This window comes from Campylobacter concisus (assembly GCF_902460845.1).
GTDB lineage: Bacteria > Campylobacterota > Campylobacteria > Campylobacterales > Campylobacteraceae > Campylobacter_A > Campylobacter_A concisus_X.
This window is the reverse complement of the sequence record NZ_CABPVS010000011.1, coordinates 1-12444: the sequence shown is the minus strand read 5'-3', so window position 1 is coordinate 12444 and position 12444 is coordinate 1. Positions and strand designations below refer to the sequence as shown.

Annotated in this window: 13 protein-coding genes; all 13 read left to right on the top strand. The window is 33.6% G+C overall.

The window, feature by feature from the left end; genetic code table 11:
• The coding region (locus F3H00_RS10060) for an HAD family hydrolase (RefSeq protein ID WP_149703840.1) at nt 1-535 on the top strand (535 nt) is incomplete at its 5' end.
• A 1-nt stretch (nt 536) separates the two neighbouring features.
• Nucleotides 537-1865 (top strand): hypothetical protein, encoded by a 1329-nt coding sequence (locus tag F3H00_RS10055; RefSeq protein ID WP_149703839.1) that lies wholly within the window; start codon nt 537-539, stop codon nt 1863-1865.
• Between the two features lies 1 nt (nt 1866).
• Nucleotides 1867-3057, top strand: coding sequence for a UDP-N-acetylglucosamine 4,6-dehydratase (locus tag F3H00_RS10050; protein WP_148800814.1), 1191 nt, complete (start codon nt 1867-1869; stop codon nt 3055-3057).
• Nucleotides 3044-4195: a LegC family aminotransferase gene (locus tag F3H00_RS10045; RefSeq protein WP_148800813.1), complete on the top strand. Its 1152-nt coding sequence runs from the start codon at nt 3044-3046 to the stop codon at nt 4193-4195. The genes F3H00_RS10050 and F3H00_RS10045 overlap by 14 nt, the downstream gene beginning before the upstream one ends.
• Before the next feature lie 30 nt (nt 4196-4225).
• Nucleotides 4226-5113: a methionyl-tRNA formyltransferase gene (locus tag F3H00_RS10040; RefSeq protein ID WP_107785708.1), complete on the top strand. Its 888-nt coding sequence runs from the start codon at nt 4226-4228 to the stop codon at nt 5111-5113.
• Nucleotides 5103-6104: an N-acetylneuraminate synthase gene (gene neuB, locus F3H00_RS10035; RefSeq protein ID WP_107785709.1), complete on the top strand. Its 1002-nt coding sequence runs from the start codon at nt 5103-5105 to the stop codon at nt 6102-6104. The genes F3H00_RS10040 and neuB overlap by 11 nt, the downstream gene beginning before the upstream one ends.
• Nucleotides 6101-7258, top strand: a complete 1158-nt coding sequence (neuC, locus tag F3H00_RS10030) for a UDP-N-acetylglucosamine 2-epimerase (RefSeq protein WP_107785710.1) — start codon at nt 6101-6103, stop codon at nt 7256-7258. Before neuB ends, neuC begins: the two co-directional genes overlap by 4 nt.
• Before the next feature lie 3 nt (nt 7259-7261).
• Nucleotides 7262-8311 (top strand): nucleotidyltransferase family protein, encoded by a 1050-nt coding sequence (locus tag F3H00_RS10025; protein WP_148800811.1) that lies wholly within the window; start codon nt 7262-7264, stop codon nt 8309-8311.
• Nucleotides 8312-8328: 17 nt separating this feature from the next.
• Entirely contained in the window at nt 8329-9429 is a 1101-nt protein-coding gene (locus F3H00_RS10020) for an N-acetyl sugar amidotransferase (protein WP_148800809.1), read from the top strand.
• 64 nt (nt 9430-9493) lie between these two features.
• On the top strand, nt 9494-10342 hold the full coding sequence (locus tag F3H00_RS10015; protein WP_262367420.1) for a Gfo/Idh/MocA family protein: 849 nt from the start codon (nt 9494-9496) through the stop codon (nt 10340-10342).
• On the top strand, nt 10335-11042 hold the full coding sequence (locus F3H00_RS10010; protein WP_148800805.1) for an acylneuraminate cytidylyltransferase family protein: 708 nt from the start codon (nt 10335-10337) through the stop codon (nt 11040-11042). The genes F3H00_RS10015 and F3H00_RS10010 overlap by 8 nt, the downstream gene beginning before the upstream one ends.
• Nucleotides 11029-11799, top strand: a complete 771-nt coding sequence (locus tag F3H00_RS10005) for an oxidoreductase (RefSeq protein ID WP_148800803.1) — start codon at nt 11029-11031, stop codon at nt 11797-11799. Before F3H00_RS10010 ends, F3H00_RS10005 begins: the two co-directional genes overlap by 14 nt.
• 56 nt (nt 11800-11855) lie before the next feature.
• Nucleotides 11856-12444, top strand: a 589-nt coding sequence (locus F3H00_RS10000; protein ID WP_188115666.1) for a hypothetical protein, incomplete at its 3' end; no start/stop codon positions are given.

Genomic DNA, 12444 nt, shown 5'->3' with positions numbered 1-12444 from the left:
ATTTAATGATGTTCTTGTAAATAGATTGCTAGAATATCATTCTTTAAATGGTGGATTAAGTCGTTATGTAAAAATAAGATATTTTTATAATGCTATTTTAGGTATCGATGTAAGTGATGAAAAGGTTCAAGAATTAGCAAGTAAATTCTCATATATAATGAAAACAGAGCTTACTAATAAAAAATATCTTATTACCGAAACAGTAGAATTTATAAAACAAAACTATAAAAAATATAATTTTCATATAGTCTCTGGATCTGATGAAAAAGAGTTGAACTATCTTTGCGAAAAGCTCGATTTAAGTAAATTTTTTAAAACAATAGAGGGTTCTCCAACTCCTAAAAATGAGCTAGTAAAAAACGTATTGAGAAAATATAATTATAATTCCAACGAATGTATTTTGATAGGAGATAGTGTAAACGACTATGAAGCTGCTTATCTAAATAAAATAAAATTCTATGGATATAATAATGAAAAACTGAAAAATAAGGCCGATTATATAGAGGATTTCTATATATTCAAAATAAAGGAATAAAATGAAAAAAGATGTTTTTTTATTTATATGTTCACCTAGTTTGGGCACATTGGATAGTTGGGCATCTGTTTTGCATGAACTCAAAAATAAACAGCCTGATGCGCAATTTATATTCTACGCACATGATTATTACATAATAAAACAAATTGAATTAAACTCACCATTGATTAAGCTGGCAAGTGAGATATTTACTGCTATTGTTTATAAAGACATAAATGGTGCTTTTATCAAATCTAATAATTTTGAAATTATTCTAAAATATTATTTTTTTTCAAATCATCTAAATCCATTTTTGATATTAAAAAAAATTTTAAATAAGCTAAGGATTATTAAACTAGACTCTTGCTTAAATTCTATAATGACAAAAATAAATGCAATAATAGTAAAAATTTATAATTTGAAATTTATAAATTTATATCAATTAAAAAGTGAAAATTTAAAAATATTGTATGATGTTTACGAATCTAGCAAGGATGCCCATGAAGATATATTAACCAAACTAAGTGAAGTTAAAAAGTATTCAATTTGCCATGGAAATAATAGTCATGAATATCTGTTAGAGGAATTAAAAACAAGAACTATTGTAAATAACTATCCGAACAATAATACTATTGTATTTGCATCATCTGAGAAAGATGCAGAGTACTATGAAAATTACTATGGGATAAAAAAAGAGTTTTGTAGGGTGGTGGGTATTCCAAGACATGAGAAAAAATGGATCGATTATTTTATGGATCGTTATTGTAGTAATTATGAAATCCCTTTTAATGGAAATTATATCTTTCTAATCTCAAGAAATTATGGCTCATTTATGCCAAGAGAAGAAAAAGTTAGATATGTTAAAGAGATTTATAAACAGGCTAAAAAATATAATTTAAAGCTGATAATAAAAAAACATCCTGATGAAGTGTGCGATAACTCTTGCGAAGAAGCATTGCCTAAAGAAGAGTGTGGGATTGGTTGGATGGTTTCAAATTTGCATACATTTTTCTTAGGAAAACATTCCAAATTTGCTATTTGTTTTTATTCTGGAGTTGTTTCAGATATGATCTCAATCGGCATACCAACAATAGAAATGTTAGATTCAAAATACGCATATAATCTTAATAAGAATATAAAAGATAAAAATAGTGGAAAAAATGTTACTGAATATGGATACTATAATTTAGTTTTAGTTGCAAACGATAATAAAGAACTAGACTCACATATTAAAAGAATATTTAATGAGTTTGAGGTGGTTGTTAGCGAACTAAAAAAATCTTATGATCAAGTTTTTTATAAAAAAGAAAATGTAAACGAATATATAGCAAACGAAATAATTTGGAATTAATATGAACAATATCTTAAACCTAATAGGGCGCACTAAAAATCTCTTTGAAGATGACATAAAGGCGCTTGATAAAAATTTAAAAGAGATAGTCTCAAGCTCAAGCTTTCTAGTTATCGGTGGGGCAGGATCTATAGGCTCTGCCGTGACAAAAGAGATCTTTATAAGAGATCCAATAAAGCTCTACGTCGTCGACATCTCTGAAAACAACCTTGTCGAGCTAGTGCGTGACATAAGAAGCGAGTTTGGATATATAAATGGTGACTTTAAAACTTTTGCCATAGATGTTGCAAGCGCCGAATTTGAAGCACTTTTAGCGCAAAGTGGTGGATTTGACTACGTGTTAAATTTATCAGCTCTAAAGCATGTTAGAAGCGAAAAAGATCCGTTTACGCTTATGAGGATGCTCGAAACAAACATCTTTAACACCGACAAAACGCTAACGCAAGCCTTTAGTATGAAGTCAAAAAAATACTTTTGCGTAAGTACTGACAAGGCGGCAAATCCTGTAAATTTAATGGGAGCTAGCAAGCGCATCATGGAGATGTTTGCGTTTAGACACTCCTTAAATATTGACGTCTCAATGGCTAGATTTGCAAACGTGGCATTTAGCGATGGCTCACTTCTTTTTGGCTTTCAAAAACGCATAGAAAAGTCTCAGCCCATAGTCGCCCCAAACGATGTCAGGCGCTACTTCCTAACACCAAAAGAGAGTGGCGAGCTTTGTCTTTTAAGTACCATTTTTGGTGAAAATAGAGATATATTTTTCCCAAAATTAGATGAAAATTTAGACCTCATAACGTTTAGTGAGATAGCCAAGCGATACTTGGCAAATTTAGGCTACGAACCATTTTTGTGTGAAAATGAGGAGGAAGCCAGAAAGCTTGCAAAAGTGCTTCCAAAAGATGGCTTTTATCCTTGTCTTTTTGCGCCTAGCGACACGACTGGAGAGAAGGACTACGAGGAGTTTTTCGTTGACGGCGAAAGACTTGACATGCAAAGACTTCAAAATATCGGCATAGTCAAAAATGATGCAAATTTTGACAGCAAAAAACTAGAAATTTTTAAAAACAATATCTTAAATTTAAAATCAAGCTTGACATGGAGCAAAGAGGACGTTTTGCGCGAAGTTTTCGAGCTCATACCAAATTTTATGCATAAAGAAACAGGAAAATATCTTGATGAAAAAATGTGATTTTGACGAGGTTTTGAAATTTATAAAAAGCACCTTTGGCAAGGACAAAGTCCCACTTCACGAGCCTAAATTTATAGGCAATGAGAAAAAATATCTGCTTGAGTGTATCGATTCTAGCTTTGTCTCAAGTGTCGGCAAATTTGTCGATGAGTTTGAGAGTAAGCTAGCTCAAATGATCGGAGCAAAATTTGTAGTCGCTACGACAAATGGCACCTCTGCGCTTCATATCTGCTTAAAGCTAGCTGGTGTTGGCCAAGATGACGAAGTGATCACACAGCCAGTTACCTTTATAGCCACTTGCAATGCCATTAGCTACCTTTTTGCAAAGCCAGTTTTTGTGGATGTCGACCTTGACACGCTTGGTATGTCGCCAGCAGCGCTTAGCGAGTTTTTAGGGAAAAACTGCAAGCTAAAAGGCGGCAAATGTGTAAATAAAACTAGCGGCAGGATAGTGCGTGCTTGCGTGCCTATGCATACTTTTGGACTACCTTGTAAGATAGATGAGATAGCTGAAATTTGCAAGCGCTGGAATATCGTTTTGGTAGAAGACTGTGCCGAGAGCCTTGGTAGCTACTACAAAGGCACTCATACAGGGAATTTTGGCAAGCTTGCAGCCATGAGCTTTAATGGCAATAAGATCGTCACAAGTGGAGGTGGCGGAGCTATCATCACAAACGATGAGGAGATAGCAAAGCACGCCAAATTTATCACCACAACGGCCAAGGTGCCACATCCTTTTGAGTATCGTCACAGCGAGATCGGCTACAACTACCGCTTGCCAAATTTAAATGCAGCTCTGCTTGTGGCACAGCTTGAAAATTTGGAGCTATTTTTAAAGAGCAAACGCGAACTTGCGATGATCTATAAAGAGTATTTTTCTAAATTTGATGATGTGAAATTTATAGATGAACCAGCGGACGCTAGGTCAAATTTTTGGCTAAACGCAGTGCTCTTTGAAAGTCATGAAAAACGAGATAAGTTTTTGAAATTTAGTAATGAAAATGGCGTTTTTACGCGTCCTATCTGGCAGCTCATGAATGAGCTTGATATGTTTAAGGACTGCCAAAGAGACGAGCTAAAAAATGCTAAATTTTTAAGCGATAGGATAGTAAATATCCCAAGTAGCGCAAGAGTTTAGTCATATATGCAAAATAATGAGGAGAGTGATATGAAACTTAAAATAGGGTATTTTGCAGATGGTATTTGGAGCCATAACGCATTTGATAAACTTATTAAAGATAAAGATATAGAAATAGAATTTATCTGTGCCAGATATGATTCAAATGATGAAAAACTTCTAAATTATGCAAACGAATTTAAAATTGACTATTTAAAGCATAAAGATATAAATTCTGATGAGTTTATTGACAGAATTAAACAATATGATTGTGATTTGTTTGTATCAATGTCTTTTAATCAAATTTTTAAACCCAAGATCATAAATTTGCCAAAATATAAAACTATAAATTGTCACGCAGGTAAATTGCCGTTTTATCGAGGCAGAAATATCCTAAACTGGGCTTTGATAAATGACGAAAAAGAATTTGGAATAACTGTACATTATATGGATACTGGTATAGATACCGGTGATATAATCTTGCAAAAATGTTTTGATATAACAGACAACGATGACTACAAAAGCATACTAACAAAAGCGCATAGCGAGTGTGCAAACATACTATATCAGGCGATATGTCTATTTAAAAACGGTAAAGCAGAGTCCAAAAAACAAGAGGATGTTGGGTTTTACTGCTCAAGACGTATAGAAGGCGATGAAAATTTAAATTTTAACCAAACAAGCAGAGAAGTATTTAATTTTGTACGTGCCATTTGTTATCCAGCCATAGTAGCAAGGGCATTTCTAAATGGCAAAGAGATGAAAATAAATAAAGTAGAACTTATAAAAGATGCACCACTATATAAATGTATCCCTGGTGCGATTTTGTGTAAAGACGGTGATACTTTTTTGGTAAAAACACAAGATAGTTTTGTAAAAGTTGTGGAATATGAATATGATGGAAAGATTAAGGTGGGAGATAGATTTGATGTCAAATAGTGTTTTTATCATAGCTGAAGCTGGGGTTAACCACAATGGTGATATAAATTTAGCTAAAAAGCTGATCGACGTGGCAGTCAAAGCTGGCGCTGACGCGGTAAAATTTCAAACCTTTAAGGCTCAAAATCTTGTTTCAAAAAACGCACAAAAGGCTAGCTATCAAAAAGAAACTACCGATAAAAATGAAAGCCAGTTTGAGATGATAAAAAAGCTTGAACTGGATGAGAACACACATAAAGAGCTTATAGCCTATTGCAAGAAAAAAAATATCACATTTCTCTCAACTCCTTTTGATAGCGACAGCATAAAGCTTCTTGATGAGCTTGGGCTTGACACATTTAAAGTCCCAAGCGGCGAGATAACAAATTTACCTTATCTTAAGCAGATAGGCGGCTTAAATAAAAAGATCATTCTCTCAACTGGCATGGCAAATTTAGGTGAGGTAGAATCCGCGATAGAAGTACTTATAAAAAGTGGCACGAAACGTGAAAACATAAGTCTTCTTCATGCAAATACGCAGTATCCAACACCGATGGAGGATGTAAATTTAAAAGCGATGATAACACTGAAAAATGCCTTTGGTCTTGAGGTCGGATATAGCGATCATACGCTTGGCATTGAGGTCGATATCGCAGCGGTTGCCATGGGTGCAAAGATCATAGAAAAGCACTTTACTCTTGATAAAAATATGCCCGGACCTGACCACAAGGCTAGCCTTGAGCCAGATGAGCTAGTGGCGATGGTTAGAGCTATTAGAAATATAGAACTAGCGCTTGGAGACGGACTAAAGCACTTTAGTAAAAGCGAGAGCGAAAATATCAAAATAGCTAGAAAGTCGATCGTAGCAAAGTGTGATATAAAAAAAGGTGAAGTCTTTAGCGAACAAAATATCTGTGTAAAACGCCCGGGAGACGGCATAAATCCTATGAGATGGGATGAGGTGATCGGAAAAATTTCACAAAAAGATTACAAGCAAGATGATCTGATATGAGAAAAATTTGTGTAGTGACAAGCACTAGAGCAGAATATGGCCTACTTTACTGGCTCTTAAAAGAGATCGAGGCAGATAGCGAGCTTGAGCTTCAAATAATTGCCACCGGCATGCACCTAAGTCCTGAGTTTGGACTCACATACAAAGAGATTGAAAAAGATTTTAAGATAGATAAAAAGATAGAAATTTTAGGCTCTTCGCACTCAAAACTTGATATATGTACTGAAGTGGCAAAGGTTTATGAGAAATTTGCCCCAGCTTTTAGCGAACTTAAGCCAGATATATTGGTACTTCTTGGCGATAGATACGAGATATTTGGTGTAGCTGGCGTGGCTAGTATCATGCAGATACCAATAGCACACATACATGGCGGAGAAACCACCCAAGGGGCATTTGACGAGGCTTTTAGGCACAGCATAACAAAGATGAGCCATATTCATTTTGCAGCTACAAGAGAGTATGCAAACCGCATAATCCAGTTAGGAGAAGAGCCTAGTAGAGTCTTTAATGTCGGTGGGCCTGGCATTGAAAACATAAAAAAACTAAATTTACTAAATAAAGATGAGTTTGAAAAGTCTATAAATTTTAAGCTTGCTAAAAAAAATATACTAATCACTTTTCATCCAGTAACGCTTGAAAATGGCAGCGCAAAAGAGCAATTTAGCGAGCTTTTAAAAGCAATAGATGAGTTAAAAGATACAAATTTTATCTTTACAAAAGCAAATAGCGACATAGATGGTGATGTGATAAATAAAATGATAGATGAGTATGTGAGTAAAAATTCACAAAAAGCTGTGGCATTTGCTTCACTTGGACAGCTGAGATATCTAAGTGCGATAAAATTTGTTGATATAGTCCTAGGAAATAGCTCAAGTGGCCTTTTGGAAGTTCCAAGCTTTAAAAAAGCCACCATAAACATAGGTGACAGACAAAAAGGACGTGCAAAAGCTAGCAGTGTGATAGACGTTAGGCCCGTTAAAGAAGAAATTTTAGCCGCTATAAAAAAAGTATATTCAAAAGAATTTGAGCAAGTTTTAAAAAATACCATCAATCCATATAATGGTGGTAATTCAAGCAAAAAAATGGTTAAAATTTTAAAAGAGATCGAGCTAGAAGGTATTTTGAAAAAGAAATTTTATGATGTAAAGATATAAATAATGAAGAATATAGAAAACATAAAGCTAAAACAAAATGCCACTATAAAGGAAGCCTTGGGGATTATAGATAGCGGAGCTATGCAGATAGCTTTAGTTGTTGATGATAAAGATAAGCTTCTTGGAACACTGACTGACGGCGATATAAGAAGAGGTATATTAAGAGGGCTAGACCTTGACAGCTCTATAGAGACGATCATTTATAAAGAGCCGGCTGTTGCAAAAATTTCTAGCACAAAAGAGGAAATTTTAAAGATAGCATTATCTAAAAAACTTCACCAGATACCAATAATAGATGATAATGGAATAGTTCTAGACTTAAAAGAGATAGAAGAGCTTGTTGAGCCAAAGATCAAGACAAATAGAGTGATTTTGATGGTGGGGGGGCTTGGTACTAGGCTTAGACCACTCACACAAGATACTCCAAAGCCGATGCTAAAGGTTGGAAACAAGCCGATCCTTCAGACGATAGTTGAGAAATTTGCAGAGTATGGCTTTGCAAATATCACGATGTGTGTAAATTTTAATGCAGGCATCATCAAGGACTATTTTGGTGACGGTAAGGAATTTGGAGTAAACATTGACTACATTTTAGAGCAAAAAAGAATGGGTACAGCAGGTGCATTAAGCTTACTTAAAGAGCGACCAAACGAGCCATTTTTTGTAATGAATGGTGATCTTCTTACAAATGTAAATTTCGAACATATTTTTAACTACCACACTCTAAATAAAGCGACGGCTACAATGTGTGTAAGAGAGTATGACTACGAAGTGCCTTATGGCGTTGTAAAAATGAATGACAACAAGATAGTAGAGATCTCAGAAAAACCGGTGCAGAAATTTTTCGTAAGCGCTGGAATATATATGCTTTCACCTGAAATTTTAGATCTAATACCAAAAAATGAGTTTTATGATATGCCTACGCTGTTTGAAAAGCTAATAAAATTAAGTAAAAATATTATATCATTTCCGATCAGAGAATATTGGCTTGATATTGGACGTATTGAAGAATACCAAAGGGCAAATGAAGAATATGGTATATTCTTCAAATAATTAAAATGGAGTAAAATATGAAATATTGCACAAAATGCGTAATGCCTGATACAAGACCTGGTATTGCTTTTAATAAAGAGGGTGTTTGTACAGCTTGTCAATCTTACGAAAATAGAAAAAAAATAGACTATAAAAAAAGATGGTATGAATTTGAAGAACTTTGTAATAAATATAGAGGTATGAATGGTTTAAATGGCTATGATTGTATGATAGCTGTTTCAGGTGGAAAAGATAGCCATTTTCAAACATATATTATGAAAGAGAAAATGAAGATGAATCCACTTCTAGTTTCAGTGGAAGATAATTTTCCTATGACAAAAGCTGGAATGCATAATATAAAAAATATATCTGAGGTTTTTGGCTGTGATATACTATCTATAAAGCCTAATATACAAGCTCAAAAAAAAATAGGTAGGTACACATTTGAAAAATACGGCAAACCAACGTATTTTATAGATAGATACATTTATACATATCCTTTACATATGGCAGTTAAATTTAATACACCATTGCTAGTTTACGGCGAGAATGTATCTTATGAATACGGCGGAGTAAATTGTATCGAAACGTATTCTGCTAAGGAACAAGTAAATAATGGTGTGGGAAGTGGAATATCTCGTAATGAACTTTTAGAAATAGGTGTAGACGAAAAAAACTTAAATTTCTTTGATCCGCCACTAAAAGAGGATTTAGACAAACTGGATCCAATTTACTTAAGTTATTTTTTAGAGTGGAATAGTTTCAATAATTATGAAATTGCTAAAAAATATGGTTTTCATGATTTAACTCATGAGTGGAGAAGAACTCATCATATTGAGCAATTTGATCAAGTAGATTCAGCGGCTTACTTGGTTCATTCCTGGATGAAATATCCAAAATTCGGACATGCTAGTGCCACTGACTATGCTGCAAGAATGATAAGATATGGGATGCTTACCAGAGATGATGCTATAAAACTCGTAAAAAAGCATGATCACGATCTGGATCCAAGATGTGTAAGAGAATTTTGCCAGTTTTTTGGGTACAGTGAAAAAGAATTTTGGAAAATTATAGATAGTCATTATAATAAAAATATTTTTGAAGAAGTAAATGAAGGCGTGTGGAAATTGAAAAATTAATAAGATGAAGTTAAAAATTTTAATTATAGGTTATGGCTCAATAGGTAAAAGGCATTGCGAAGTATTGGAAGCTTTACCGCAGATAGATGAGATCTGCCTCGTCACTAGCCAAGATGTAGGTGGAAAAATTTGTTACAAAAGTTTAGAAGAAGTCTCAAACTTAGACAAGTTTGACTACTTTGTCATAGCAACTCCTACATTTTTACATCTGCAAAATTTAAAATTTCTAGACGAGAAAGTAAAAGATAAAATAATACTTTGCGAAAAGCCTTTGTTTGAGAAATTTTACGATTTTACACCAAAAAACAACAAAATTTTTGTAGGCTACGTGCTTAGATTTCATCCACTTTTGCAAAAACTAAAAGAGCTTTTGGAGAGTAAAAAAATTTTGTACATAAATGCTAGTTGTGGACAGTATCTACCAAGCTGGAGAAATGTAGACTATACAAAATGTTATAGCGCTAGCAAAGAAAAAGGTGGTGGGGTTTTGCTAGATCTTAGTCATGAGTTAGACTATACCATGTGGCTGTGCGGTAAATTTAAGAGCGTAAAAAGCTTTCAAGATAAAATTTCAAATTTGCAGATAACAAGCGATGATTTATGTTTGATCTTTGGCAAAACAAACAATAATGTAGTGGCCAATATAAGTATTGATTATCTAAGCCATATGACGCATAGAAACGTGCGAGTGGAGTGCGAAGGCTCCACTTATGAGCTTAATTTTATAAAAGGCACTCTCATAAAACAAGATATCAATAAGCAAATTTTTAACATGCCAAATTTGGCAAGAAATGAGATGTTTTTAGCTATGCATAAAGATATCCTGGGTGAACAAAGATACGTTTGTGGCTTTAGCGAAGGACAAGATACTATGAACATAATAGATCAAATTCAAAGGCAAAATAATGAGTAATGTTTTATGTACGATATGTGCGAGAGGCGGTAGTAAGGGCGTAAAAGGGAAAAATGTACGTGAGCTTTGTGGAAAACCCCTTATCGCTTATACCATAGAGCAAGCCAAAGAGTCAAATTTATTTGAACATATAGTAATTAGTACTGATAGCGATTTGATCGCAGAAACGGCAGTAAAATACGGTGCAGAAGTTTTTTTTAAAAGAGATGCTGCTATGGCCAGCGATACAGCTGGAAAGCTTGATGTGATAAAAGATGCTTTTTTAAAAAGCGAACAACATTACGCACAAAAATTTGATTATGAGATCGATCTTGATGCAACAGCTCCACTTCGTGATGTAAGCGATATCATAAACGCTTACAATCAGTTTTTGCACGATGAAAATGACAATCTAATAACCGCAATGCCGAGCAGAAGAAGCCCATACTTTAACTTGATTGAAATTTATCCTGATGGACATGTGGGGCTTGCAAAAACTTTAGCAAAAGCCATTGTAAGACGACAAGATGCACCAAAGACTTATGATATGAATGCTTCTATCTATATCTGGAAACGTGAAGCCTTGCTAAATAACGATACATTGTTTTTGCCAAAAACCGGGCTTTATGTGATGAGTGAGGATAGATCAATCGATATAGATTGTGAACTGGATTTTAAATTTGTAGAGTTTTTAATGAAGGAAAAAAATGCTAACAGATAAAGTCATAGTAGTAACAGGAGGGGCTGGTAGGATAGGAAGTGCTTTCATAAGAGCCATCGCTAGCCAAAACGGAGTTGGAGTAATAGCAGAAGTCGACACAAAAAGAGCAAATTTACTAAAAGATGAGATAAAAACCTCAAACAAAGACGCAAAAATCGAAGTTTTGCAAATTGATATCAGTGACGTAAATTCTGTTAATGAAGCTATAAATTTCTTACACTCAAAATATGGCCACATAGATGCACTTGTAAATAACGCCTATCCAAAAAACAAAAATTACGGTAAGAAATTTTTTGAGATAGATATGAATGATTTCAATGCCTTCTTAAATTTACACCTTGGTGGATACTTTAATATCTCACAAAATTTTATAAAATTCTTTTTAGAGCAAGGTCACGGTAATATCATAAATATCTCATCTATACAAGGTATCGGAGCTCCTGCTTTTGAGACTTACGAGGGAACAAACATGCACTCTCCTGTCGAATATACAGTAGTAAAACATGGCCTTCTTGGCATGACAAAATACATGGCAAAGATGTTTAAAAAAGACAATATCCGCGTAAACGCTATAAGTCCTGGAGGAATTTTAGATGGGCAGCCTGAGCCATTTTTAAGCCAATATAAAAAAAGATGTGGCATGAAAGGAATGCTCAATGCAAATGATATTTGCGGTGCTTTGATCTATTTACTAAGCGATGTATCAAAATATGTAAATGGACAAAATATCGTAGTTGATGATGGATTTAGTTTATAAAGAAATGAATTTAAATTATACTATGGTTGTTATGATTAGTAAAATGGGTTATTAAAATGAGAAAAATTATTTTAATTGATTTAGATTGCAATGTAGTGCATTCGGTGATTAGGTCAAATGTATTGCAAATTGATACATTAATAGTGAGCTCAAAGAGTGATGTTATAAATATACAGGAAAAGTATAATATACCTATTGTTTTATCGTGGTACGAAGTAAATGAATATTATACTAAACAAAATATAAAACTAGATTATTCTATAATTGAGAATTTTAGAAATACACAATTAAAAGTAGAACATTTTTTTTCTAGAGTCACAAGTGATCTAAATTCACAGCAATATTTATATTATTGTGCACTATCGTTTTGGATAGATAGATTTAAAAATGAAAAAATAGATGCAGTATTTTCTTCTACTTTAGAATTTGGTGGACTTTTTGATTCTGTTATTTTTGATGTTGCAAAGTATTATAATAAGCGCGTATTTTTACTAGAAACAAGTCTATATAATGGCAACATTGTTTCTAATTCTATATTAAATTATGCAGAAAAAGAGTATATTAAGGTAGATTTTAAAAAGTATAATTTTAAAAAAATTAATATAAAAGACTTTTTATTCAATTCTAAACTAATCCCAGATAAAA